We start from the raw sequence: 24,113 nt of genomic DNA, 5'->3' as shown, positions 1-24,113 counted from the left end.
AAGTATGACCGCAAAAAATTCTAGCCAACACCTTTACTAAAATATAGCAGAATCTTAGTAATTAAGGGACTTCTCCTCAAAGTGCGACTTTAGATTTGAAAAGAACCCGGGAAGAGAAAAAGCCAGTCGATCTATAAAATCATTTAGCCTTTCTAATCCTTCTGTATTGAGATTTGAAGCCTCAATGCTTTCCACCAGCCTTTCGAATAATTTATCCTCAGAATACTGACCATTGAGGTAGTTAGCCAGATAATAGTACCAGTGAATCTTGGGTACAAGATTTTCCCGACCCATTTCCTCTGTTTCACGCTCAAGAAGATTATACTTTTTGGTGATCTTGATCACTTCAGCAGGCTTCTCTGCCGTAGTTAGCAACATTAGGTAGTTTGAGAAAAATCTGCCCCAACGATGTTCAAAAACGTGCTTGCGATTCTCATACAGGAAGTTACCCGCAAAGGTTTCTGCAATATTCAACCGTTTATTCCTCACCAGGGTACGAACGTAATGTGTGGCGAATCCAAGTTTTTGATGATGGTTAAAGGAACTTTTAAAAAGTTTATAATTTTCAGTCAGTAGATCCAGCGCTTCCTTGTCCTTATTTTTTTTAAGCAGGATCGCAATGAGATTATTCAGATAAAACAGCTTGTCACTATTATCCTGTTTCACCGACAGATGGGCATAATACTCAGCCTGATCCAAATCCTTTAAATTCGAATGCAGGATCACCCGGTTTGCATAATAATTAAAAAGCACACGCCTGGAATACATCAATCCATGTTTAAAGCAATCATCGATATAATCGAAAACCTTGCGTGCTTTCTCATATTCCTTGTAATTAAAATAGAGAAAAACCAGCCTGATAAAGGCATGATATTTATTGCGACCATCTAGCTTATCATCATAGAGATACTCCAGTAATCTGGACTCCCAATGCTTTGTATTGATCTTTTGTGAGGTGTATTGCCGGGTTAGATCCTTGGTTGCATGAAAAATCTCATCTTTTACAGCCAGGGAATGTTGATACGCTTCCAGATTTTGTTTTAAAAAGGCTTCAGTAAGCACACAATCCTGATATCTGAATCTTACTAGTAAATAGTCCTGGTATTCTCGAACCAGTTCATAGAATTTCTGGAAATAGAACGAAGTTTGATCGTACACTTTGATATTCTCCAGCAGTTCCTTTTCTTCCGCAGAAGTAATAGTATCTGTTAATACCTGTTTTTCTATAAAACTTAGGTATTCGAGATGTGCATCGACATCGGCTCTCTCGAGTTTATGTGCTATCCACTTTTTGATATAAGCATATTTGCGTTTATCAATCTCTTCATTAAATTCTTCTGAAGTAAAAAAGCGTTCAGCATTCCTACATACTTTATTTAAAATTTCCTCTTTCTCATCATCCCGTATCCTGTTCGCCTTCTGAAGAAAAGAAGCTTCATGAGGTAATACCCCTTCAGAAAAGTCAGTGAATATTTTAAGCTTAGACTTCATTAATCAAGAAAAATCTTTATTTGTGCGTTAACAGCTTCAGCTTTTTCAAAATTCACAAAATGTCCCGCTTCATCGATCACCTCAACTTCCAGATGCTGGAATTTTTCTTCGGAAGTTTCTATCAAACCTTCTATACTTTCTGAAGGATGAAAATATTTGTTTGGAATGAGCATATCATCCTTTCCGAAGATCATTAGCACAGGAATCTTAATGTTTTGAATCTCATCGATCACCGGCTCTTCCAGCATTGCATGAATGTTATTGACTACTGTTTCAGCATAATCAGGAAAATCTTCTGCCTCTTTCATGGCGATCCTATCATCTACCATAGATTGAGCTTCATCAGGAAAACTGTAAAAATTAAGCTTATAATTTGCCAGAATCTGCTCATCTGAAGTATTTACAACCATCGCTGGTGTATATGCAGATTTCATAACTGCAGCCTCCTGCTCGGTAAAAGTTTCTATTCCGGCTGGTGCGATAAGTATCAATTTTTCATAAGTCTGTGGATATTCCAATACTGAATGCATCGCGATCTGCCCGCCCATGGAATGACCAATAAGCACAACATTCGATAATTCCATCTTATCAACCAGATCATTTAGAACCTTAGCATATTCAGCTAAGCTATAATCAGTTTTGCTACGGGAAGATTTACCATATCCCGGTAGATCTATTGCTATGCAGCGATAATCTCTGGTTAGCCCCTGAAGGTTCTTCTTCCACGAATCCAGATTACTGGACAAACCATGAACGAAAACTAGAGTTTTGTCTCCATTACCTTCGTCGGCATAGGCAATTGTTTCCTGATTGATTTTGATAGTTTTCACTGGAAGTTCGTAGGTTGCTAATTCACTAATAGTTTGCTGTGCACTTAAGGAGCTGAGAACAATACTAAACAGACTAAATAATATTCTTTTTTTCATCTTGTAGAAACTTATACATTTTCTTTAATTGTTTACGGTCAATTTTCCCGATCCCGGACTTAGGTAAGGAATTGAGAAATACAATATGCCTCGGAATCTTGTAAGATGCTAGATAGTCTTTAAGCTTTTCCTGCAGTTCTTCTTCGTTTAAATTCTGAATATTTCCAACCAGAAAAGCTACTCCAGCTTCCCCCCAGTTTTCATCTTCAACACCTATAACTGCCGCCTCTTTAACGAGATTCTTCTTCAGCAATACATTTTCGATCTCCAAAGGATAAATATTCTCTCCTCCCGAGATAAACATCTGGTTCTTTCTTCCCACCATATATAGAAAACCTTCGGAATCTATTCTTACAATATCACCGGTTTGAAACCAGCCATCTTTTATTTTTTCAAGTGTATAAGCTGAATTGTTCCAGTAGCCGGGAGTAACAATATTTCCACGCAGATATAGCTCTCCGGCTTCACCAGCCAGCACTTCCCGATCTTCATCATTTATAATTTTATAGTCCACGTAAAAATTTGGTTTCCCAATCGAACCTTTTTTCCATAGAGCATCATGATGATGCAGGGAGGTGATACAAGGCCCCGCTTCGGTAAGTCCGTAGCCCTGCCGTAAAAGAATTCCTTTTTCTGCCCATTTATCAATAATTGAAATGGAGAGATCTTCTCCTCCTACCACAATATATTTTAGCTCTGGTGCTTTAAAATGCTGAAAAGCCTGGTGTATAACCATCATTCTAAGCATGGTGGGAATAGCAAGAAACAGACTTATGGAATTATTCTGAATATAATCCAGCACTTTTTTAGGCTTAAAAGCTTTCAGAAAATCTACCCTTGCACCGCGATGCAACATTGGTAACAGCAATACATTCCAACCGGAAGTATGATAAGGCGGTAACGCATTCAGTGTAAAATCTGCGGAAGTGATCTCTAATTGTACCGAAGTATTTAAACTATTCCAGAAGAGCATTCGGTTGGTATACAAAACACCTTTTGGTTTTCCGGTTGTTCCTGAAGTATAAAAGATAAAGATCGGTTGCTCGGGTTCAATTTCAGCAGGTATTACTTCTGAATTTTCTCTGGATGCCGCTTCGAAGATTTGGCTTATTTCGACCTGATTGAAATAGACTTTTTCTCTTAGTTGAACTGTTTTCGGCTGATATGCCTTTTCAAAAATGACCAGCGATGGTTCCACGTCCTTAATGCAGTATTCGAGTTCTGAAACTGAAGCTCTGTAATTAAGCGGAACAAGTATTGCTCCCAATCTTTGAGCAGCAATAAATAGTATGAGGTATTCTGGGCAATGTGAAGCAAGCACTGCAATTCTATCTTCTTTTTCGATAGAATATTCAGTTCTCAAGTGATTCTCGAGCTGAACCGAAAGATCATTCAGCTCCCTGTAAGTATAAGCTGTACCCGTGTCTACAGATGCTACCGCTTTCTTATCTGGAGTATAGACAGACCATTTTCCTATCCAATCAAAATAATTCATGTTTTCTTTCTACTAATTAAATATAGAGAATTACCAATAATAAAAGATGCGACAACAGCGATTGCTACTGAAACTCCCGGGTTGTTCACCGGCTCCTGCATATACGGGGTAATTCTTCCGTAGTAAATAATAAAATGAAGTGCTACTGCTGAAAAACTTGCGATGAATACAGCATTCTTGCTAACTTTCTTGAAATAGATCCCAAAAAGCACCGGCACGAAGGCAGCAGCGAAATAGGCATAGACCCCATTCTGAGCAAAAATCGCTACACTTACATTTGGATCTAAGATCTGGTCATAACTTAGAAAGAAGCTCACGATTGCCAGTATAATGATCACAATTTTATTTAATCCTACTTGATTAAAAATCTCCTTTTTACTTAATGGTGCTATTAGATCTGTCGTGATTGTGGTCGAAAGGGACTGTATCAATGCTTCTAAAGTAGATAGCCCCGCTGAAATCAAACCAGCAACGATTATTACTCCGATTCCCGCTGTAAAAGTTTTCACTACATAAGCCGAAACCAATTCGTCCATCTTCAAGGCAGTTCCATCAAGGCTTAGATCTGGAAAAGTGAGTCTTGCATAAAGACCAACCACTACTACCAGGAAGAAGATACTCATACAACCAATTGCTACTGTAAGATATTGATTGATGGACTTCTCACTTCTAAGAAATAATGTCTTTGTAATTATATGTGGCTGACAAACGATGGCGATCCCAATGATGATCTGACAGACGATGATCTCAAAATAATCCCGGAAAAGAAAACTTTCAGGGTTTGTGGTTTTCGTCAAATTAGGATCGATCTCACTTAGCAGACTGTTAAACCCTTCGAAACCATTAGAAAAATACTCTGATCCTGAAGCTAACAGGATCACTGCTACCACAAACATGATAATCGCCTGTACGGTATTGGTATACACCATGGAATTAGCTCCACCAAACATGGTATATCCAAAGACAAAGGTGATCAACCCCATTAGAACATAGAAAGGCTCAAGGTTTAAGGATTTTGAAATGATCTGGGTAAGTCCCACGCAAATGAGTACAATAAATGTGATCAATAATAAAGACAGTATTGCAAAGAAAATTGTGAGTGCTTTGGAATCATAACGCTTACCTATCCATTGTGCCATGGTTAAGGCTTTGACAGTAGAACCATGTTTTTGAAATGCTTTGGTAAAGAATATTAGAGAAGTGAAAATTGCAACGGGCATTACAATTCCAAAAGATATAATCCCGGAGAAACCATATAAAGCTATAAAACCAGGATTAATTATGAACGTTGCAGCACTGGTCATGGAAGCAGCAAGACTTAGGCCCACAGCCCATGCGGGAAAGCCATTACTTCCAATTGCAAAGTCATCCATATTCTTGGTCTTCAGATTTCCTCTTATCACGAAGAAGAGGATGATTAGAGCATAGACAACTAGAAGAATAGTGACGTAAAGTGACCAGGTTTCTGAAGCGAACATATATAATTGATTACAAAATGTGAATGTAGGATTCTACATGAACAGATTAACATGAATTTATGAAATAAAAAGTAAGACTTAAGTCACAATAAAAGAATTTTACTCATAAGCCATTACTGATAAGGACTTCATCAAAGTGCGACTTCTATAATAAAGGTTTTGATCAGGCTTTTTGATACATTTAGGGCAGCATTAATTCATTTATGATGAAACGTCGACAATTTCTTCAGAAAACCGGAATCAGCGTAGGAGCACTTAGTGTAAGTTCCAGCTTGTTGCCTCAAAATATATTAGAACCTATGAACATCAAGCCAAAACCTGTTGCGGTCGCAACCTGGAATTTTCAAAACGCAACCAAAAAAGCTGGGGCAATGCTGGAAAATGGATCCAGCGCATTAGATGCTGTGGAGCAGGGAGTGATGGTAGAAGAAGCAAATTTAAAGAATACCACGGTTGGTGATGGCGGAGCACCAGACCGGGACGGCAATGTTACTTTAGACGCCTGCATCATGTCACCAGATGGAGACGCCGGCGCAGTGGTTTACCTGAAGGAGATCGCACACCCGGTGCAGGTTGCCAGGAAAGTGATGGAAGAAACTCCGCATGTCATGCTAGCCGGTGAAGGTGCCTTACAATTTGCCATTCAGCAAGGGTTTAAAAAGAAGAACCTACTTACCGAAAGCTCTGAAAAAGCCTGGAAAGACTGGCTGGAACACAAGGAGTACAGACCTATTATAAATATTGAAAATCATGATACCATCGGGATGCTATGTATGGACGACAAGGGTGATATCGCCGGAGCCTGTACAACTTCCGGGCTTTCCTATAAAGTGAATGGCCGTGTTGGTGATTCTCCTATTATTGGTGCAGGTCTTTTCCTGGATAACGAAATTGGTGGAGCTGTGGGTACCGGAATGGGCGAAGCAATTATGAAAAGTGTAGGGAGTTTCCTGATCGTGGAATTAATGCGACAGGGAGTATCTCCACAGGATGCCTGTAAGGAAGCGGTCATGAGAACCGTTCGCAAGGCACCTAATTACAAGGATTTCCAGATCGCTTATGTAGCACTCAACAAGGCCGGGGAAATTGGATCTTACTGTATCCATAAAGGCTTCAGTTATGCTAAGTTTCATGAAGGAATTAGCAGCGACAACCTGAGCCCTTCTTATTTGGATTCTTAGTTTTATATCTTTCTGCGGAACGATATAATCTTTGTAATTTTGAGCTAATCACGAATTTTATTAAACATTTCTAATGGCCGATCAAAAACGCCTCTTTTTACTGGACGCATACGCATTAATTTTCCGAGGATATTATGCTTTTATCAAAAACCCGCGGATCAATTCCAAAGGTTTCAATACTTCGGCGATCATGGGATTCACAAATTCTCTTTTCGATGTTATAAGAAGAGAAAAACCAGATCATTTAGCGGTTTGTTTCGATAAGGATGGTAGCGAAGCCAGAACTGAAATGTTTTCAGACTATAAAGCGAACCGGGATGAAACTCCTGAACCTATACGTGAATCCATCCCCGTAATACAGGAAATTCTTCGCGCCATGCATATTCCAGTAGTGGAATGTGCCGGAATGGAAGCAGATGATATCATTGGAACTCTCGCCAAGCAGGCAGAAAAGGAGAACTATAAGGTATATATGGTGACGCCAGACAAAGATTTCGCTCAGCTGGTTTCAGAAAATATTTTCATGTATCGTCCTGCCAGAATGGGTAATGGGATAGAGATCTGGGGAATACCTGAAGTTCAGAAGAAATTTGAGGTGGAACGCCCGGAGCAGGTGATCGATTTCCTCGGAATGATGGGCGACTCTGTAGATAATATTCCGGGACTTCCAGGAGTTGGTGAAAAGACCGCCAAGAAGTTTCTGAAGAAATACGGAAGCATGGAAGGTTTACTGGCAAATACCGATGACCTTAAAGGAAAGATGAAGGAGAAGGTCATCGAGAACGCTGAATTAGGGAGATTGTCTAAAAAGCTGGCTACCATATTTGTTGACTGTGATGTAAAATTTCACGCTGAAGATTACGAACTTTCCATGCCCGATGGTGAAAAGGTACAGGAGATCTTTGAAGACCTTGAATTCAGAAGATTGAAAGATCAGTTTCTGAAATTATTTTCAGGAGAGGAAGAGACCACCCCTACACAGGTGAGTAATTCGCCTTCAGCAAACCAAAATGCGCAAACCGCTGGCGCTGGTCAGTTCTCATTATTTGGAGGTGATGGTGAAGAGATCGAACGAACTTCTTCCAGAACAAATCTGGCTGATACTCCGCATTTTTACCAGTTACTTGAAACAGAAATGGCACAAAGGCTATTTTTCGAACGACTGCTTATGCAGAAAAGTGTTTGTTTCGATACTGAAACCACGGGATTGAATCCACTGGATGCAGAATTAGTAGGAATCGCTTTTTCCTGGGAAGCCGGGAAAGGCTACTATCTTCCATTTCCGGAGGAGCGAGAGAAAGCACAGGAGTTGATCGAGAAAATACGTCCGTTTTTTGAAAATGAATCTATAGAGAAGATAGGTCAGAATCTTAAATATGATATCAAGGTTCTGGACAAATATAAAATTGAGGTGAAATCTCCGATCTTTGATACTATGATCGCGCATTATCTTATCAATCCAGATATGCGTCACAATATGGATGTTCTTGCCGAAACTTACCTTAATTATACTCCACAGCCAATTACTGAACTTATTGGGAAGAAAGGTAAGAACCAAAAAAGTATGCGTGATGTGGATCTGAGATCTCAAACTGAATACGGAGTAGAAGATGCTGATATTACCTTTCAGTTAAAAACACTTTTCGAGAAAGAACTGGAAGACGCAAACACGAGAAAATTATTCAATGAAATTGAAATTCCGCTGGTAGAAGTACTGGCAGATATGGAACTGGAAGGAATCAAACTGGACGAAAATTACCTGCAATCCCTTTCCGAAGCATTGACCAATGATATTAAAGATCTGGAGACGAAGATCTACCAGGAAGCAGGAGAAGAATTCCTTATAAGTTCACCAAAACAACTGGGAATCATTCTTTTTGAGAAACTGGAACTTTCCAAGAAACCTAAGAAAACAAAAACGGGTCAGTACAGCACCAGTGAAGACGTACTTTCTGTTTTAGCTGAAGAGAACCCGATCGTTCAACATGTACTGGATTACCGCGGACTCGTAAAACTACAGAACACCTACGTGGATGCGCTACCAAATCAGGTAGAAAAAACGACCGGTCGTGTGCATACCGAATATGTACAAACCATTGCGGCTACCGGAAGATTAAGTTCCAACAACCCGAATTTACAGAACATCCCTATAAGAACAGAACGGGGCAGACAGGTTAGAAAAGCATTCGTTCCCAGAGATGAAAACTTCGTACTGCTGGCCGCCGATTATTCCCAGATCGAATTGCGTATTATCGCCGCTTTAAGTGATGAAGAGAATATGATCAAGGCCTTTAAAGAAGGTGAAGATATTCACGCTTCCACAGCTGCAAAGGTTTTCAATGTGCCATTGGAAGAAGTTACCCGTGAACAACGAAGCAACGCCAAAACGGTAAATTTTGGGATCATTTATGGGGTTTCAGCTTTTGGGTTGAGTAATCAAACTTCTCTCTCTCGTAGTGAAGCAAAAGATTTGATCGACACCTATTATAAAACCTATCCTAAACTGAGTAGTTATATTGCAGACCAGGTAGAATTTGCAAGACAGAATGGGTATGTAAGTACAGTACTAGGCCGCCGACGCTATCTAAAAGATATCAATTCAAGAAACCAGGTGGTACGTGGTGCTGCGGAAAGAAACGCGGTGAATGCACCAATCCAGGGTAGTGCAGCGGATATCATCAAATTAGCCATGATCAATATTCATAACAAACTGAAGGCTGGAAACTATAAAACGCGCATGCTGTTACAGGTACATGATGAACTGGTGTTCGACGCTCACAAGGAGGAACTGGAAGAGATGAAAACCATGATACGAACGGAAATGGAAAACGCCTACAAACTGCAAGTGCCTTTAGATGTAGAAATTGGAATTGGACAGAACTGGCTGGAAGCCCATTAAAAAACAATAAAAATCATAGACTAAAAAACCTCGTTAGCAGTACTAACGAGGTTTTTTGACTAACACTATAAACTACTTCTTACTATTATTTAGCTCTGGTATACTCCAGCATTAAAATTCTGATTTCAGAAGCTCTCGTATTACCTGGATCATTTACATATTGGTCTGATTCGATTTTGGTAACATCAAAAGCGAAAGTACCAGATCCAAGATCGATCGCTTTTTCATGAATAAAGGTTTCTCCATTAATTGTGAGCTCCAAAACAAGCTTATTATCGCTTACATACCAGCTGCCTGAATCCATCCTATCGGAAAGGCAAGTAAAATCATCACCGTCACCATCCTCGAAGGTCATCATGGCATTATTACTTACAAACGTACTATCAGACATAAATGTTATACTCCTTGTGTTAAAACAATCAGTTTCATCCAGAAGATTTTTACTACCACCCGGAGTAGAGTCGAGATCTACTTCTACATCTGCCATCATTTTCGTTAGATCCCAGCTACCAACCATATCTGCGGTAGTAACCGTGGTTGCGTTACTAATCTTTAATTGAGATTCCTTAGAAATATCTTCTTTACTACAACTTTGAAATGCAAATCCCACCAGTAGGAGGCAGCAATACACTGTAACATTCATTATTCGTATCATGATATAGATTTAGGGATTACAAACATACAGCAGAAGGCTAAAAATTAAGGAATCCTTAACATCAAAAATTAACTTTAAACGCACGAAAAAGCACTTTATCGATTTAAATACCCCTTTATGTTCCGTTTTGAAGTCTTTTACTTACGTTTTCCTCTATCTATTAAAAGAATCAAGCCTTAAAATTCTTAGAATTTATCATACTGAAAACCAGCTGATTTAAGTCAGATTAAATTTTGATAGTGCTGTTTGCTATATGAATTTATAATTGTACATTTGCACCCCTGTTTTCCCGATTGAGATTCGGGTAAATGGGATTGGAATGTTTAATAATTAGTAAAATCAATTGGTGTGGACACATTAAGTTACAAAACAGTATCGGCTAACAAAGCCACCAGAACCAAAGAATGGGTTGTGGTAGATGCTGACGGACAAAATTTAGGTCGTCTTGCTTCAAGAGTAGCATATCTACTTAGAGGAAAGCACAAGCCTAACTTCACCCCACATGTTGATTGCGGAGACAATGTAATTGTATTGAATGCGCAGGGAATCAACTTAACTGGAAAGAAATGGGACGCGAAAGAGTACATCCGTCACACAGGTTATCCAGGTGGTCAAAAGAGTCTGACAGCTTCAGAACTTTTCGAAAAAAGTCCTGAGAGACTAGTAGAAAAGTCTATTAAAGGGATGCTTCCAAAAAACAAACTTGGAGCAGAACTATTCAGAAATTTAAAGGTTTATGTAGGATCTGAACATGATCACGAAGCTCAAAAACCTAAAACTATTAACTTAAACGACGTTAAGTAATGGAGGTAATTCACAAAATTGGCCGTAGAAAAACTGCTGTGGCCCGTGTATATGTTTCAGAAGGACAGGGAAACATTACCGTAAACAAGAAAGACCTTAAAGATTACTTCACAACTGGACCACTTCTTTATAAAGTGAACCAGCCAATGATGCTTACCGAAAATGAAGGAAACTTCGACGTTAAAATTAACGTTTACGGTGGAGGTATCACTGGACAGGCTGAAGCAATCCGTCTGGCACTATCCAGAGCTATGGTGGCGCTAGACCAGGAAAATCATGGCGCACTTAAGCCAGAAGGTCTTCTTACTAGAGATCCACGTATGGTAGAACGTAAGAAATACGGACAGAAGAAAGCCCGTAAGAAATTTCAGTTCTCTAAACGTTAATATTATTACCGGAATATTTTCCGGGGAGTTCATAAAAAAATTAATTTTTTGTTGTTATTCTGTTCATGCCGGGCAGAAGTTAGTTTAGCATCTAAACAGTCAGGGCCATACTTTTAAGTAGCCACCTGGTTGTTGCTATCTCAACAGAACGTAAACTATTACAAAAATGGCAAACAAAGTAGAAGTAAAAGAATTACTTGATGCTGGTGTTCATTTTGGACACTTAACCAGACGTTGGAATCCAAATATGGCTCCATATATCTATATGGAACGTAACGGGATCCACATCATCAACCTATATAAAAGTGCTGCTAAAATGCAGGAAGCAGGTGATGCTCTTGCAAAGATCGCAGCAAGCGGAAGAAAGATCCTTTTCGTAGCTACAAAGAAACAAGCGAAAGAGATTGTTGCTGAGCAGGCGGAAAAGGCTAACATGCCTTATATCACTGAGCGTTGGCCTGGTGGTATGCTTACAAACTTCGTTACTATTCGTAAAGCTGTAAAGAAAATGGCTTCTATCGATAGAATGAAGAAAGACGGAACCTTTAACTCTCTTTCTAAAAAAGAACGTTTACAGGTAGATCGTCTTAGAGCTAAGCTAGAAAAGAACTTAGGTTCAATCTCAGACATGTCTAGACTTCCAGCTGCGCTTTTCGTTGTAGATACTACACGTGAGCACATTGCGATCAAAGAAGCACAAAAACTAAACATTCCAATTTTTGCGATGGTTGATACCAACTCAGATCCACGTGAGGTTGATTATCTAATTCCATCTAATGACGATGCTTCCAAATCTATTAGCAAAGTTGTTTCTTACGTTGCAGACGCTATCGTAGAAGGTCTTTCAGAAAGAAAATCTGAGAAACCAGCTAAGAAAAAAGAGGATTCTAATGCTTCAGAAGAGAAAAAAGCAAAACCTGCTGCTCCAAAAGCAGAGAAAGCTGAAGTTCCTTCTAAAGATGCCGAAGACAAAAAGGCAATGAAAGAGGCTAAGAATGATGTGAAGCTTGAATCTAAAAGTGAAACTTTAGACAAAGCTAAATCATCTAACGAAGAAGAATAAAATAACGTTTACATAAAATCTAAAAGTCGTTTAGCTTCTTTCTTTACAGTGAGTTTCTAAACGACTTTTTTCAATAAAAAAACAATATTATGGCTAAGATATCCGCCGCTGAAGTAAATAAATTAAGAAAAGCTACTGGTGCAGGAATGATGGACTGCAAGAAAGCATTAGTGGAAGCTGATGGTGATTTTGACGCTGCAATCGAATTGCTTCGTAAAAAAGGTCAGAAAGTAGCTGCAAAGAGAGCCGACAGAGATTCTTCTGAAGGTGCTGCAATTGCTCAGGTGAATACTGAAAATACCAGAGGTGTTATCATTTCCCTGAACTGTGAGACCGATTTCGTTGCTAAGAATGATGATTTCATCAAAATGGCTAACGATTTCGCTGCAATCGCTCTTAACTATTCTTCTAAAGAGGAATTTCTTAAAGCTGATTACAAAGGGATCACTGTAGAGGAAAAACTTACTGAACAAACTGGTGTAATTGGTGAGAAGATCGAAATTGGCGCTTTCAAAACTCTTGAAGCTCCTTTCGTAGGATCTTACATCCACGCTGGAAATAAGATTGCTGTTCTTACAGGTCTTTCTAAAAGTGTTGATGGAGCTGATGAGGCTGCGAAGAACGTTTCTATGCAGGCTGCTGCTATGAACCCGGTTGCTCTTAATGAAACTGGAGTTGATCAGGAAACTATCGATAAAGAGATCGAGATCGCTAAAGATACTTTGAGACAGGAAGGAAAGCCAGAAAATATGCTTGACAAGATCGCTCAGGGAAAACTTCAGCGTTTCTTTAAAGATAACACTTTGGTTCATCAGGCTTATATCAAAGAGAACAAGCAGAGCGTTGCTGAGTACGTGAAGTCTGTAGACAGCGAACTTGAAGTAGTTGCTTTCGAAAGAGTTGCTCTAGGATAATTTATTCTGAATAATATATCAAAAGAGGTTTTATGTATTTAAAACCTCTTTTTTTGTACTTATATTTTTGCCAGCTCAGCTGAAATGTAATCATAGCTGAAGAATTCAACTGATTAAAAATCACCATCCATGTCTGCAAGGCCATTTAAATTCAAACATTTTACCATAGAACAGGATCGTTGTGCCATGAAAATTGGAACAGACGGTGTGCTGCTTGGCGCCTGGTCTTCGGTTGCACATGAACCGGAAAGCATCCTGGATATTGGCACCGGAACCGGACTTATTGCCTTGATGATGGCTCAAAGATCTGGTGCGGAACTTATTGACGCGCTAGAAATCGAAGAAAATGCTTATGAACAGGCTGTAGATAATTTTGAAAATAGTGACTGGGGTGACCGCTTATTCTGCTACCATGCAGCTTTTGATGAGTTTGTGGAAGAGATGCAGGATGAAGAGCATTACGATCTAATACTTTCCAACCCTCCCTTTTATACTGAAGATTATAAAACAGGTGATGATCATCGTGATCAGGCTCGTTTTGCTGAAGCTTTGCCTCTAGACGAATTACTAGAAGGTGCTTCCCTCCTGCTATCCAAAAACGGACGCTTTGATATGATCATTCCTTTTTCTGACGAGGAGACTGCGATTAAAATTGCCCAAAGTCATAATTTATATCCTACCAGAATCACCAGGGTAAAGGGAACTGCTGAAGCACCCGTAAAAAGAAGTCTTATGAGCTTCTGTTTTGAGGAAACTTCAGCTGAATTTGAAGATCTCATCATTGAAATTTCCAGACATAATTATACTCCGGAATACACTAATCTAGTCAAAGATTTCTACCTCAAATTATAATTGCTTCTCATTAAAGACTTGGTTACATTTGTTAGAAACACTACACAATGAAACCAGATCTATTCCAGGCTCCTGATTATTACCAGATTGACGAGTTGCTCTCAAGTGAACATAAAATGGTTCGCGACGCTACCCGTGAATTTGTAAAAAGAGAAGTCTCCCCAATTATAGAGGAAGCAGCACAAACTGCCACATTCCCGAAACAGATTTTAAAAGGCCTGGCTGAAATTGGCGCATTTGGACCTTACATTCCTGAAGAATACGGCGGTGCAGGACTTGACCAGATTTCCTACGGATTGATCATGCAGGAAATTGAGCGTGGAGACAGCGGAATTAGATCTACAGCTTCAGTACAATCTTCCCTGGTGATGTATCCAATTTTTCAATATGGAACTGAAGAACAACGAAAAAAGTATCTTCCAAAATTAGCTTCCGGAGAAATGGTAGGCTGTTTTGGTCTTACAGAACCGGATCATGGTTCAAATCCTGGAGGAATGACCACGAACTTTAAGGATATGGGGGATCATTATTTATTAAATGGTGCCAAAATGTGGATCTCAAACTCACCATTTGCTGATATTGGCGTAGTCTGGGCTAAAAATGAAGAAGGACGTATACACGGGCTGATCGTAGAGCGTGGAATGGAAGGATTCAGTACTCCTGAAACTCATAATAAATGGTCTTTAAGAGCCAGTGCTACCGGAGAATTGATATTTGATAACGTAAAGGTGCCCAAGGAAAATTTATTACCAAATAAATCTGGATTGGGAGCTCCGCTTGGCTGTCTTGATTCGGCCAGATACGGTATCGCCTGGGGTGCTATTGGCGCTGCCATGGATTGTTACGATACTGCATTGCGTTATGCCAAGGAAAGAGAACAGTTTGGAGTGCCTATTGCTGCAAAGCAATTACAACAAAAAAAGCTAGCTGAAATGATCACTGAGATCACCAAAGCACAGCTAATTGCCTGGAGACTCGGAACTCTGAAAAATGAAGGCAAGGCTACCTCAGCACAGATCTCCATGGCAAAAAGGAATAATGTTGAAATGGCTATCAAAATAGCCCGTGAATCCAGACAAATCCTAGGTGGTATGGGAATTACCGGTGAATACAGCATTATGCGACATATGATGAACCTGGAAAGTGTAATTACTTATGAAGGAACTCACGATATTCATCTATTAATTACCGGACTGGATATTACGGGACACGCTGCATTTTAAACTGGCAATATAAACATACAAAGCGCTTTTGCTTTAAAGTATTCTTCTTTGAATTGCTACGCTGAGCTTGTCGAAGCGCATTGAACTTGAACCGGCCTTCGACAGGCTCAGTCCGGATATAAGTGACATTCTATACCGGTAAGCTGAAAAAAATAAAATCCTATAACAAATCAAAACAAGGGCAGCGTTTGCAACGTTTGCCCTTTCTATATTTCTCGCAGCATTTTGATTTTAGAGGTTTCGGCTTTTTAGCCACCACTCCGTCCACCTGTAAATACTCTACAGATTTTTCAGAATAGAAGATTAGCACTGCATTTAATAGCATATTTCAAAGTACAGATTTAAGCACAGGATTTAGTTAAACAAGCTGTAAAAACTGGCTAATGTTTTTATAATATGTGAGCTAGCTCTTAACTTTGCACGAAAATTACCTTATGATGATTAAAGAGATAAACGAAAGTTTAAAACCTCTAACCAACCAGTTAATTAATCATTCACTTTACCAGAAGATCGATAGTCCTGAACATCTGCAATTGTTTATGGAACATCATGTTTTTGCGGTATGGGACTTCATGTCTTTACTAACTGCTCTTCAGGAAAAACTTACTAAAACCACCAATCCGTGGCTGCCGGTAGGAGATCCGGTGACAAGGTACCTGATCAACGAGATCGTTCTCGCCGAGGAAACCGATATCAACTTACAGGGAGAACGACAGAGCCATTTTGAAATGTATCTGGATGCGATGAGTGCTGCGGGTGCAAATAAGTCCAAAATCGAAGATCTTTTAATGCAGGTAACTCATGGCACTGATATTTTCCTGATCATTGCGACTAGCAAATTACCAGTAAGCATCAAACAATTCCTGAAGCATACTTTCGAAGTAGTTTATAGCCAGGAACCACATAAGATCGCTTCTGCTTTCACCTTTGGACGCGAAGGTCTGATTCCAGATATGTTTACCTCAATCATTAGCAAAGTACAGCAAAAGTTCCCTGAAGAAGATCTTAGTCTGTTCAAATACTATTTTGATCGTCATATCGAACTGGATGAAGATGAGCATGGTCCAATGGCCTTTAGAATGGTTGAACAATTGTGCGGGAATGATGATAAAAAGTGGCAGGAGGTAAAAGCTGTTGCTGAAAAGTCTTTAAAAAGCAGACTTGAATTCTGGGACGGTATCGAAGCTGAAATTGAAGAGCGTAAAGTGTTACAAACCATTTAGGTTTAGAATATATATTAAAAAAAGCCTGAAGTTAAAACTTCAGGCTTTTTTGTTATTCGGTCGTTGGCGCTATTCGAATCTCCAATCCTTCAAGTTCATCTGTTATAGGTATCTGGCAACTAAGCCTGCTATTATCTTCCACATGAAATGCCTGATCTAACATATCTTCTTCCTCGTAACTCATCTCCGGCAACATATGCTGATAATTGAGCATATAACACTGGCAAGAAGCACACATCGCCATACCACCACATATCCCAATGGTACCTTCAGGAGCTAGCTCGTAAGAGCGAATAACCTCCATAAGGTTCATATTCATATCTGTTGGGGCATCGATAACATGAGCCTCGCCTTCACGGTCTATTATGGTGATCTTAACGTCAGACATTTAATTGCTTCTAATTTATACTTTTTACGACTTCTCTTTTAGCTTCCTTCTTACTTCCATCAAAACCACTAACTCCACTTACAGTAGTGTACTTCATCACATACTTCTTATCTGGGTTAATAAGCTGGTAAGCACTCTGGCACATGATCGCAGCTTCATGGAAACCACACAGAATAAGCTTTAATTTTCCTTTATAGGTATTTACATCACCGATGGCATAAACCCCGGGAATGTTCGTTTGATAATCATACGTATTATCAACCTTGATCGCATTTTTTTCTATTTCCAAGCCCCAGTCTCCAATTGGACCCAGCTTAGGTGATAGTCCAAAAAGTGGAATAAAATCATCTACTTCTTTGATCTCTTCTCCTCTCGCTTCATCTTTATGCCTTATAACTACAGCATTAAGTTCATCTTTTCCTTGAAGATCTACAACTTCAGCATCTGTAATCAGATTTATCTTTCCAATTTTCGAAAGCTCTTCAACTTTTTCTACGGAATCTAAAGCTCCCCGGAAATCTTTTCTTCTATGTACCAGAGAAACTTCCGATGCAACATTCGATAAAAAGATACTCCAGTCCAAAGCTGAATCTCCACCACCGGCGATCACTACCTTGCGATCGCGATATACTTCAGGATCACGAATAATATAAGCAACACCTTTATCTTCAAAATCTTTGATAGAAGGAATTGGTGGTTTTCTAGGCTCAAAACTCCCCAGACCACCAGCTATCACTACTACCGGAGCATGATGTTTAGTACCCTTACTGGTTGTAACGATAAAACTTCCATCTTCCTGTTTGTCTATAGTCTCCGCTCTCTCGCCTAAAGTAAATCCAGGTTCGAAAGGTTTGATCTGTTCCATAAGATTATCAACCAGGTCTCCTGCAAGTACTTCAGGGAAACCAGGAATATCATAGATTGGTTTTTTCGGGTATATTTCTGAACATTGTCCCCCGGGTTGTGGAAGAGCATCGATCAGGTGACATTTCATCTTCAAGAGTCCGGCTTCAAAAACGGCAAATAATCCTGTTGGACCTGCACCGATAATGAGCATATCAGTTTTAATCATTCTTCAGCAAAATTTTAAAGGGTAGATCGATCAATATTTACCACTTTTTCTATTTGGGGCACATATTTCTTAATCGTCATTTCCACACCACTCTTCAGGGTCATTTGATTAACAGAACAGCCAACGCAAGCTCCTTCAAGCTGTACTTTTACCAAACGGTCATTTTCTTCGATAGATACAAGGGAAATGTTCCCTCCATCGCTTTCAAGAAATGGACGAATTTCGGCAAGTGCCTTTTCAACATTTATTTTAACTTCTTCGCTTGTCATTTATTTTTTCTTAACCGCGCTACATCCAGCCATCGTTGTGATCTTGATAGCTTCTGTAGGAGGTAAATTTTTATTTCTGTTCACCGTTTCCTGCACCATATTACGAGTGATCTCCTCGAATGCGCTTTCCAACGGAGTGGCAGTTTGTAAAGCCGCCGGTCTTCCAATATCTCCAGATTCTCTAAGACTTTGCAGTAATGGAATCTCTCCTAAGAATGGTACTTCCAGATCTGCTGCCAGATTTTTAGCACCTTCTTTTCCGAAGATATAGTATTTATTTTCAGGAAGTTCTTCCGGGGTGAAATAAGCCATATTCTCAACAATTCCAAGAACCGGAACATTGATACTTTCCTGCTGGAACATCGCAACTCCTTTTTTAGCATCGGCTAAAGCAACGTTTTGCGGTGTACTTACAATAACAGAACCGGTGATTGGTAACGATTGCATTATCGATAAATGAATATCTCCAGTTCCCGGAGGTAAATCGATCAACATGAAATCCAGTTCTCCCCATGCTGCATCAAAGATCATTTGATTCAATGCCTTCGCGGCCATAGGTCCTCTCCAGACTACAGCCTGATTAGGTTTGGTAAAAAATCCTATAGACAGAATCTTCACTCCGTGATTTTCTACCGGTTTCATTCTGGATTTCCCGTCTACTGTAACAGATAAGGGTCTTTCAGCTTCCACATCAAACATGATTGGGGTAGATGGACCATAGATATCTGCATCCAGAATACCAACCTTAAATCCCATTTTTGCCAAGGTCACTGCAAGATTCGCAGTTACCGTAGACTTACCAACGCCTCCTTTTCCAGAAGCCACGGCGATTATATTTTTGATTCCAGGAATTTGTTTCCCTTTGATCTCCGGCTTCTTTTCAGCAGCTTCGATCTTGATATTTACTTTAATTTTCGCCTTCTCATAAACTTTTTCATGAATGGCTTTCATTACATCAACCTCTGCTCGTTTTTTGATATGAAGAGCCGGTGTACTCAATACAAGATCCACTACCACTTCATCGCCAAAGGTCATTACATTTTGAACCGCACCACTCTCAACCATATTAGCGCCTTCGCCGGCTACGGAAATAGTTTCTAATGCGGATAAAATTTCTTTTCTGTTCAATTTCATAGACTGATTTTAATCAGATTTTTTACAGCTTAATTAGACTGATTCTAAACGCAAATATAAAGGTAAAAGCTAAGAATACGAAGAATTTACGAATATTAGATCGATAGCTGGATAGCAGTAATTTATGGTAATTTGTATTCAGTTAAAGCTCTTTCATAGGATCCCAGAAGAGTTCCTTGAAATTGACTACCTGCAGCTCTTTTACCTCAACACCTTCAGCTTCCAGAAGTTGTTGCATGGCGTTGGTTCCAGAGAAGTGATGTTTCCCGGAAAGCATTCCATTTCGATTCACTACTCTATGCGCCGGAACATTTTTATCATGAGAGTTATTCATTGCCCAGCCTACCATTCTTGCACTTCGGGCTGCACCAAGAGATTTTGCAATAGCTCCGTAAGAGGTCACCCGCCCTTCAGGAATCTGCCGGCAGACTTCATAAACCTTATCAAAAAATCCGGAATTATCTTTCAAGTTTTAATTATTCAGAATTCTTACTAGCGCAATGACGATAAGCACTGCCATTAATGCTGCCATGAAATAATTGGAATACTTAGCAAATGACTCTGCTTTCTTTTCGATCTTATCAAAGAGTACTACGTAGAGATACAAAGCTGTAAAACTTCCTAAACACGCGGCGATAGAAAAGGATGAATTTAAGGACCAGTCATATTCCAGACCACCGCTAAGATTCATTGCCCCTGCAATTGCAACAAAATAAGGAATGGGAAAAACGTTTAAGGCAGCGATAAACATTCCTTTATAGATACTATTGGCATTCGCCTTTCGCTTACTTGGGTCAATTCTTTTCTTCTTCTGTGCCTGAATGAAGAAATACACTGCCAGAATACAGAAGACCACTAATCCCGCCCGCAGCAACATCTTTTTCACAAAAGGATGGTCAAAAATATAACCTGCAAGCAGTACCGCAATGAGTGCCTGTATAAATACTACGATACCTGCCCCAACGGCAACGTAAAGTCCGTTTTTTTTACCTTTTTCCACACAGGTCTTTGCCACGGTCATGTTCACCAAACCTGGAGGCACCACACCAATAAAGGCGGCAAAATAGGTAATTAGGAAAATCTTCGTTTCTTCCAATAATGCTTATTTAATCCGGAATTGAATATAGGTAATAGGTTTACCTTTTTCAAGGTACTGTTTTTCGTAGAAAGTTTGAATTCCGGTTACTGCTTTTGGAGAATATTCATTACTGTAAATATCGTGATGAGCATAAAGAATCTCCTGACCCTGCCCGTGTAATAAGCCTAGAGTATAACCATGCATGAATTCAGAATCTGTTTTTAAGTGCATGAGTCCGTCGACTTTGAGAATATTCTTGTAGCGTATTAAAAACTCTGCGTTAGTCAAACGATGTTTTGTACGCTTATATTTTATTTGTGGATCTGGAAATGTAATCCAGATCTCACTAACTTCTGCGGAAGCAAAAACATATTCTATCAGTTCAATCTGCGTTCTTATAAAAGCGACATTCTTCATTCCTTCTTCGATGGCAGTTTTAGCACCGCGCCAGAAACGTGCTCCTTTTATATCCACCCCTATAAAGTTCTTATCTGGATTCTGCCTGGCCAGCTCTACGGTATATTCCCCTTTTCCACAGCCGAGTTCCAGAACTATTGGATTGTTATTCTTAAAAAAATCCTTGCTCCAGTTTCCTTTTAACGCAAATTCATTCTCCGTAAGTTCTTCTCTTGACGGCTGAATTACATTTTCAAACTGCTCGTTCTCTCTGAAACGTTTAAGTTTATTCTTGCTTCCCACTTAAAATTGATATTTTGGCAAAATTAAAGAAATTAGCTTAGGAGCGGCTAAGAATAGTTTTGAATATGTCTAAGAAACGAATTTTAGTGGCTGTGATGAACTGGGGATTGGGACATGCCACCCGCAGTATTCCTGTTGTTAATGCTCTTCAAAATGCACATTACGAACCTATTCTTGCTTCAGATGGTGATGCACTGCAATTACTGAAAAAGGAATTTCCTGAGCTTACACATCTCGAATTACCCGGTTATAATATTCAGTATGCTAAAAAAGGCTGGCTTCTTAACTGGAAGATCATTGCCCAAACCAGCCATATTCGAAAGACGATCGCTGCGGAAAGAGAAAAGACCAGTGAGATTATAAAAGATTATGAAATTGAAGGAATCATTTCCGACAATCGTTTTGGGGTTTATAGCGATGAACTGAAGACAAACGTTTTTATCACTCACCAAATCCATGTTCTAAGTGGCATCACAACCCTCCTGTCTACTTATATAAATAGGCAACATTTGAAGAATTTCGACCAGATCTGGATTCCGGATTATGCTTCCAGTGAAAGGAATTTAAGCGGGAAACTGAGCCATGTAAAAGATCTGCCCGAGCAATGCCAATATATCGGTGCTTTGAGCAGATTCGAAAAGCGTGCATTGGAAACAAAATACAAATACCTGCTGCTGCTTAGCGGTCCGGAACCTCAGCGCAGCTTGCTTGAAGAAAAATTGCTCGAATGCTTCAGTAATACTAATGACAGTATATTGTTGGTACGCGCAGTAATTTCCGAAGAAAAACAGCTTAGTTCGAGTAATCCGAACCTGCATATTCGTAATTATCTCTTCGGAAGAGAGCTGGAAGAAGCTATAAACAGTAGTGAAACCATCGTCGCAAGATCAGGTTATACTACACTGATGGATCTGGCAAAATTAGAAAAAAGAGCATTTTTTATTCCTACACCTGGACAGGAAGAACAGGAATATCTTGCAAAAAGACTGGAACGGCAGGGCATTGCTCCTTTCTGCACGCAAAATCAATTCAGCTTAGAAAAACTGAAGGAAGTTGAGAATTATACCGGCCTAAGTAATTTCGGTGATGGCCGAGTTCTCCGGGATCTCTTTGCGTTTTTCGAGAGTGAATGAAAATTCACTTCCCACACCAAAGACGCTTTCTACATAGATCTTCTCCTCATGCGCTTCCAGAATGTGCTTTACAATTGAAAGTCCGAGGCCTGAACCTCCTTCTCTTCTTGAACCACTTTTGTCCACTCGATAGAACCTTTCAAATAACCGTGGAATATTCTCTTTCGCAATACCTTCCCCGTTATCTGTCACCCTCACGATAACCTTATTTTTGATAAGATTCTCAATACTAATCTCTGTAGTTCCACCATTCTTTCCATACTTGATGGAATTAACGATCAGGTTGGTTAAAACCTGCTGAATTCTTTCTCTGTCTGCTCTCACAAGAATAGGTTCTGAGTAATCCAGATCAAATGTGAGTGTTATATCTTTTTTGGCAGCTTTCATTTCCAGTAGATCAAAAGACGCCTGTATTAATTCGATTATATCAAAAGTCTCGTACTTGAGATGTAGATCACCGGTTTCTAGCTTGGTGATCATGTCAAGATCCTTCACGATATAAATAAGTCGCTCTACTCCTTTATTAGCACGGGCAAGATATTTTTTACGAATCACCTTATCCTTATGGGCTCCATCTATTAGAGTTAAGATATAACCCTGAACAGTGAAAAGAGGAGTTTTTAGCTCGTGCGATACATTCCCCATGAATTCCTTACGATAAGCTTCTCTTACTTTTAAGGTTTCGATCTCCAGCTTTTTGTCCTCGGCGAATTTCTTAACCTCGCGAGTAAGACTGGACATATCTGTGGTGATCTGGTTAGGGCTTAAAGTTTTGGAATCGAGAAGTGAAACATTATCATACACTTTCTTGATACGGCGATAAATAAAACGCTCTACTCTATACTGAATGATCAAAAATGAGAACAGGTAGCACAAGCCTGCAAAAATAAGAAGTGCGATCCACCAGTTCTGCAAACCCAGAAAGATGAATATCGCCAGTATCGCGGTAAGGAAGAGACTTATAAATAAAGCAGTCCTTATTGCAAATCTATAAGACCTCTTAAATTGTTGCGCCATTAAACTACAAACTTGTACCCAACACCTTTGATGGTTTTGATCTTATCGTCACCGATCTTTTCACGTAGTTTACGAATATGAACGTCTATAGTTCTTCCTCCCACTACGATATCATTACCCCATACTTTGTCAAGGATATCTTCTCTTTTAAAGACTTTCCCCGGTTTGGATGCTAACAAAGATAACAACTCAAATTCTTTTCTGGGCAGACTGCGTTCTTCACCATTCTGTTCGATCTTATATTCATCACGATTAATAGTGATCCCGGAAAGTTTTACAATATTGGAACCGGCTTCCTCATCACGGTAGCGTCTTAACAGTGCCTTTACTTTACTAACTAAAACTTTTGGCTTGATAGGTTTAGTGATATAGTCATCTGCTCCTGCATCAAAACCTGCCATTTGCGAATAGTCTTCTCCTCTTGCAGTTAGGAATGTAATAATTGTGTGCTCAAGATCTGTAATCTTTCTTATTTGCTCACAGGCTTCGATACCATCCATTTCAGGCATCATGACATCCAGAATAATAAGATGCGGTTTATGTTTTTGAGCAAGCTTAACAGCTTTCGCACCATTATCTGCAGTGATCACCTGGTAACCTTCCGAAGAGAGATTATACCCTACTATTTCCAGGATATCCGGCTCATCATCTACTAGTAAAATCTGAATGTCTTTTTTCTTCATGGTGTATAACTATGGTTAACAGTCCATAAAATTAAGGATTAATTTGGATT

At 39.5% G+C, this 24,113-nt stretch carries 24 protein-coding genes; 10 read left to right on the top strand and 14 right to left on the bottom strand.

Features of this window, described 5'->3' with window-relative positions:
• Nucleotides 1-54 precede the first annotated feature (54 nt).
• From ACNI3T_RS08885 to ACNI3T_RS08870, 4 genes are read right to left on the bottom strand one after another with little or no spacing between them, the layout of a single operon-like run.
• Nucleotides 55-1,491, bottom strand: a complete 1,437-nt coding sequence (locus ACNI3T_RS08885; protein WP_418227493.1) for a hypothetical protein — start codon at nucleotides 1,489-1,491, stop codon at nucleotides 55-57.
• Nucleotides 1,491-2,417: an alpha/beta fold hydrolase gene (locus ACNI3T_RS08880; protein WP_418227492.1), complete on the bottom strand. Its 927-nt coding sequence runs from the start codon at nucleotides 2,415-2,417 to the stop codon at nucleotides 1,491-1,493. The genes ACNI3T_RS08885 and ACNI3T_RS08880 overlap by 1 nt, the downstream gene beginning before the upstream one ends.
• Nucleotides 2,395-3,912: a class I adenylate-forming enzyme family protein gene (locus tag ACNI3T_RS08875; protein WP_418227491.1), complete on the bottom strand. Its 1,518-nt coding sequence runs from the start codon at nucleotides 3,910-3,912 to the stop codon at nucleotides 2,395-2,397. The genes ACNI3T_RS08880 and ACNI3T_RS08875 overlap by 23 nt, the downstream gene beginning before the upstream one ends.
• Nucleotides 3,909-5,390 carry a sodium/pantothenate symporter gene (locus ACNI3T_RS08870; protein WP_418227490.1) on the bottom strand — a complete coding sequence of 494 codons (1,482 nt, stop codon included), beginning with the start codon at nucleotides 5,388-5,390 and terminating at the stop codon, nucleotides 3,909-3,911. The genes ACNI3T_RS08875 and ACNI3T_RS08870 overlap by 4 nt, the downstream gene beginning before the upstream one ends.
• A 206-nt stretch (nucleotides 5,391-5,596) precedes the next feature.
• Between ACNI3T_RS08870 and ACNI3T_RS08865 the strand changes: the two genes are divergently transcribed.
• The gene (locus ACNI3T_RS08865; RefSeq protein ID WP_418227878.1) at nucleotides 5,597-6,571 is read left to right on the top strand and encodes a glycosylasparaginase; all 975 of its coding nucleotides are present in this window, start codon (nucleotides 5,597-5,599) and stop codon (nucleotides 6,569-6,571) included.
• Between the two features lie 73 nt (nucleotides 6,572-6,644).
• Nucleotides 6,645-9,470: a DNA polymerase I gene (gene polA / locus ACNI3T_RS08860; protein WP_418227489.1), complete on the top strand. Its 2,826-nt coding sequence runs from the start codon at nucleotides 6,645-6,647 to the stop codon at nucleotides 9,468-9,470.
• Between the two features lie 85 nt (nucleotides 9,471-9,555).
• Here the strand turns inward: polA and ACNI3T_RS08855 are convergent, their stop codons facing one another.
• Complete coding sequence (locus ACNI3T_RS08855) at nucleotides 9,556-10,125, bottom strand: DUF5004 domain-containing protein (RefSeq protein WP_418227488.1); 570 nt, start codon at nucleotides 10,123-10,125, stop codon at nucleotides 9,556-9,558.
• A 348-nt stretch (nucleotides 10,126-10,473) separates the two neighbouring features.
• Between ACNI3T_RS08855 and rplM the strand changes: the two genes are divergently transcribed.
• The 7 genes from rplM to ACNI3T_RS08820 all read left to right on the top strand — a co-directional run bounded on the left by rplM (nucleotide 10,474) and on the right by ACNI3T_RS08820 (nucleotide 16,590).
• On the top strand, nucleotides 10,474-10,929 hold the full coding sequence (rplM, locus tag ACNI3T_RS08850) for a 50S ribosomal protein L13 (protein ID WP_141878868.1): 456 nt from the start codon (nucleotides 10,474-10,476) through the stop codon (nucleotides 10,927-10,929).
• Nucleotides 10,929-11,315, top strand: coding sequence for a 30S ribosomal protein S9 (rpsI, locus tag ACNI3T_RS08845; protein WP_322301175.1), 387 nt, complete (start codon nucleotides 10,929-10,931; stop codon nucleotides 11,313-11,315). Before rplM ends, rpsI begins: the two co-directional genes overlap by 1 nt.
• A gap of 166 nt (nucleotides 11,316-11,481) precedes the next feature.
• Nucleotides 11,482-12,378, top strand: coding sequence for a 30S ribosomal protein S2 (rpsB, locus tag ACNI3T_RS08840; RefSeq protein WP_418227487.1), 897 nt, complete (start codon nucleotides 11,482-11,484; stop codon nucleotides 12,376-12,378).
• Between the two features lie 89 nt (nucleotides 12,379-12,467).
• The gene (tsf, locus tag ACNI3T_RS08835) at nucleotides 12,468-13,292 is read left to right on the top strand and encodes a translation elongation factor Ts (RefSeq protein WP_322301177.1); all 825 of its coding nucleotides are present in this window, start codon (nucleotides 12,468-12,470) and stop codon (nucleotides 13,290-13,292) included.
• A gap of 129 nt (nucleotides 13,293-13,421) precedes the next feature.
• Nucleotides 13,422-14,144: a tRNA1(Val) (adenine(37)-N6)-methyltransferase gene (locus ACNI3T_RS08830; protein WP_418227486.1), complete on the top strand. Its 723-nt coding sequence runs from the start codon at nucleotides 13,422-13,424 to the stop codon at nucleotides 14,142-14,144.
• A 47-nt stretch (nucleotides 14,145-14,191) separates the two neighbouring features.
• Entirely contained in the window at nucleotides 14,192-15,367 is a 1,176-nt protein-coding gene (locus ACNI3T_RS08825; protein ID WP_418227485.1) for an acyl-CoA dehydrogenase family protein, read from the top strand.
• Between the two features lie 437 nt (nucleotides 15,368-15,804).
• Nucleotides 15,805-16,590: a DUF3050 domain-containing protein gene (locus tag ACNI3T_RS08820; protein WP_418227877.1), complete on the top strand. Its 786-nt coding sequence runs from the start codon at nucleotides 15,805-15,807 to the stop codon at nucleotides 16,588-16,590.
• A 52-nt stretch (nucleotides 16,591-16,642) separates the two neighbouring features.
• Here the strand turns inward: ACNI3T_RS08820 and ACNI3T_RS08815 are convergent, their stop codons facing one another.
• From ACNI3T_RS08815 to trmB, 7 genes are all read right to left on the bottom strand, one after another.
• On the bottom strand, nucleotides 16,643-16,978 hold the full coding sequence (locus tag ACNI3T_RS08815) for a 2Fe-2S iron-sulfur cluster-binding family protein (protein ID WP_026914088.1): 336 nt from the start codon (nucleotides 16,976-16,978) through the stop codon (nucleotides 16,643-16,645).
• 10 nt (nucleotides 16,979-16,988) lie between these two features.
• Complete coding sequence (locus ACNI3T_RS08810) at nucleotides 16,989-18,050, bottom strand: NAD(P)/FAD-dependent oxidoreductase (RefSeq protein WP_418227484.1); 1,062 nt, start codon at nucleotides 18,048-18,050, stop codon at nucleotides 16,989-16,991.
• Between the two features lie 14 nt (nucleotides 18,051-18,064).
• A complete protein-coding gene (locus ACNI3T_RS08805) occupies nucleotides 18,065-18,319 on the bottom strand; it encodes a NifU family protein (RefSeq protein WP_141878875.1) in 255 nt (84 codons plus the stop codon).
• The gene (locus ACNI3T_RS08800; RefSeq protein ID WP_418227483.1) at nucleotides 18,320-19,453 is read right to left on the bottom strand and encodes an Mrp/NBP35 family ATP-binding protein; all 1,134 of its coding nucleotides are present in this window, start codon (nucleotides 19,451-19,453) and stop codon (nucleotides 18,320-18,322) included.
• 142 nt (nucleotides 19,454-19,595) lie between these two features.
• Nucleotides 19,596-19,922: an MGMT family protein gene (locus tag ACNI3T_RS08795; protein ID WP_418227482.1), complete on the bottom strand. Its 327-nt coding sequence runs from the start codon at nucleotides 19,920-19,922 to the stop codon at nucleotides 19,596-19,598.
• A gap of 3 nt (nucleotides 19,923-19,925) precedes the next feature.
• Nucleotides 19,926-20,549 carry a LysE family translocator gene (locus tag ACNI3T_RS08790; protein WP_322301183.1) on the bottom strand — a complete coding sequence of 208 codons (624 nt, stop codon included), beginning with the start codon at nucleotides 20,547-20,549 and terminating at the stop codon, nucleotides 19,926-19,928.
• Nucleotides 20,550-20,555: 6 nt separating this feature from the next.
• Complete coding sequence (gene trmB / locus ACNI3T_RS08785) at nucleotides 20,556-21,230, bottom strand: tRNA (guanosine(46)-N7)-methyltransferase TrmB (RefSeq protein WP_418227481.1); 675 nt, start codon at nucleotides 21,228-21,230, stop codon at nucleotides 20,556-20,558.
• A gap of 65 nt (nucleotides 21,231-21,295) precedes the next feature.
• On the opposite strand from trmB, the gene ACNI3T_RS08780 reads away from it, so the two are divergent.
• Nucleotides 21,296-22,363 (top strand): glycosyltransferase, encoded by a 1,068-nt coding sequence (locus ACNI3T_RS08780; protein ID WP_418227480.1) that lies wholly within the window; start codon nucleotides 21,296-21,298, stop codon nucleotides 22,361-22,363.
• Here the strand turns inward: ACNI3T_RS08780 and ACNI3T_RS08775 are convergent.
• Together ACNI3T_RS08775 and ACNI3T_RS08770 are read right to left on the bottom strand one after the other, a co-directional pair.
• The gene (locus ACNI3T_RS08775; RefSeq protein ID WP_418227479.1) at nucleotides 22,301-23,380 is read right to left on the bottom strand and encodes a sensor histidine kinase; all 1,080 of its coding nucleotides are present in this window, start codon (nucleotides 23,378-23,380) and stop codon (nucleotides 22,301-22,303) included. The genes ACNI3T_RS08780 and ACNI3T_RS08775 overlap by 63 nt on opposite strands.
• Nucleotides 23,380-24,063: a response regulator transcription factor gene (locus ACNI3T_RS08770; RefSeq protein ID WP_141878882.1), complete on the bottom strand. Its 684-nt coding sequence runs from the start codon at nucleotides 24,061-24,063 to the stop codon at nucleotides 23,380-23,382. Before ACNI3T_RS08770 ends, ACNI3T_RS08775 begins: the two co-directional genes overlap by 1 nt.
• Nucleotides 24,064-24,113: the final 50 nt, after the last annotated feature.

Origin of the sequence: Christiangramia qingdaonensis, assembly GCF_048381525.1 — a bacterium.
GTDB lineage: Bacteria > Bacteroidota > Bacteroidia > Flavobacteriales > Flavobacteriaceae > Christiangramia.
This window is presented reverse-complemented; position numbering and strand designations above follow the sequence as displayed.

Bases quoted from the DNA above. Each gene is read 5' to 3' on its own strand.
- ACNI3T_RS08810 (WP_418227484.1), bottom strand. From the start codon at position 18,050: ATGATTAAAACTGATATGCTCATTATCGGTGCAGGTCCAACAGGATTA.
- rpsB (WP_418227487.1), top strand. From the start codon at position 11,482: ATGGCAAACAAAGTAGAAGTAAAAGAATTACTTGATGCTGGTGTTCAT.
- ACNI3T_RS08800 (WP_418227483.1), bottom strand. From the start codon at position 19,453: ATGAAATTGAACAGAAAAGAAATTTTATCCGCATTAGAAACTATTTCC.
- ACNI3T_RS08875 (WP_418227491.1), bottom strand. From the start codon at position 3,912: ATGAATTATTTTGATTGGATAGGAAAATGGTCTGTCTATACTCCAGAT.
- ACNI3T_RS08805 (WP_141878875.1), bottom strand. From the start codon at position 18,319: ATGACAAGCGAAGAAGTTAAAATAAATGTTGAAAAGGCACTTGCCGAA.
- tsf (WP_322301177.1), top strand. From the start codon at position 12,468: ATGGCTAAGATATCCGCCGCTGAAGTAAATAAATTAAGAAAAGCTACT.
- ACNI3T_RS08885 (WP_418227493.1), bottom strand. From the start codon at position 1,491: ATGAAGTCTAAGCTTAAAATATTCACTGACTTTTCTGAAGGGGTATTA.
- ACNI3T_RS08865 (WP_418227878.1), top strand. From the start codon at position 5,597: ATGAAACGTCGACAATTTCTTCAGAAAACCGGAATCAGCGTAGGAGCA.
- ACNI3T_RS08870 (WP_418227490.1), bottom strand. From the start codon at position 5,390: ATGTTCGCTTCAGAAACCTGGTCACTTTACGTCACTATTCTTCTAGTT.
- ACNI3T_RS08830 (WP_418227486.1), top strand. From the start codon at position 13,422: ATGTCTGCAAGGCCATTTAAATTCAAACATTTTACCATAGAACAGGAT.
- ACNI3T_RS08770 (WP_141878882.1), bottom strand. From the start codon at position 24,063: ATGAAGAAAAAAGACATTCAGATTTTACTAGTAGATGATGAGCCGGAT.
- polA (WP_418227489.1), top strand. From the start codon at position 6,645: ATGGCCGATCAAAAACGCCTCTTTTTACTGGACGCATACGCATTAATT.
- ACNI3T_RS08880 (WP_418227492.1), bottom strand. From the start codon at position 2,417: ATGAAAAAAAGAATATTATTTAGTCTGTTTAGTATTGTTCTCAGCTCC.
- ACNI3T_RS08780 (WP_418227480.1), top strand. From the start codon at position 21,296: ATGTCTAAGAAACGAATTTTAGTGGCTGTGATGAACTGGGGATTGGGA.
- ACNI3T_RS08855 (WP_418227488.1), bottom strand. From the start codon at position 10,125: ATGATACGAATAATGAATGTTACAGTGTATTGCTGCCTCCTACTGGTG.
- ACNI3T_RS08820 (WP_418227877.1), top strand. From the start codon at position 15,805: ATGATTAAAGAGATAAACGAAAGTTTAAAACCTCTAACCAACCAGTTA.
- rpsI (WP_322301175.1), top strand. From the start codon at position 10,929: ATGGAGGTAATTCACAAAATTGGCCGTAGAAAAACTGCTGTGGCCCGT.
- ACNI3T_RS08825 (WP_418227485.1), top strand. From the start codon at position 14,192: ATGAAACCAGATCTATTCCAGGCTCCTGATTATTACCAGATTGACGAG.
- ACNI3T_RS08775 (WP_418227479.1), bottom strand. From the start codon at position 23,380: ATGGCGCAACAATTTAAGAGGTCTTATAGATTTGCAATAAGGACTGCT.
- ACNI3T_RS08815 (WP_026914088.1), bottom strand. From the start codon at position 16,978: ATGTCTGACGTTAAGATCACCATAATAGACCGTGAAGGCGAGGCTCAT.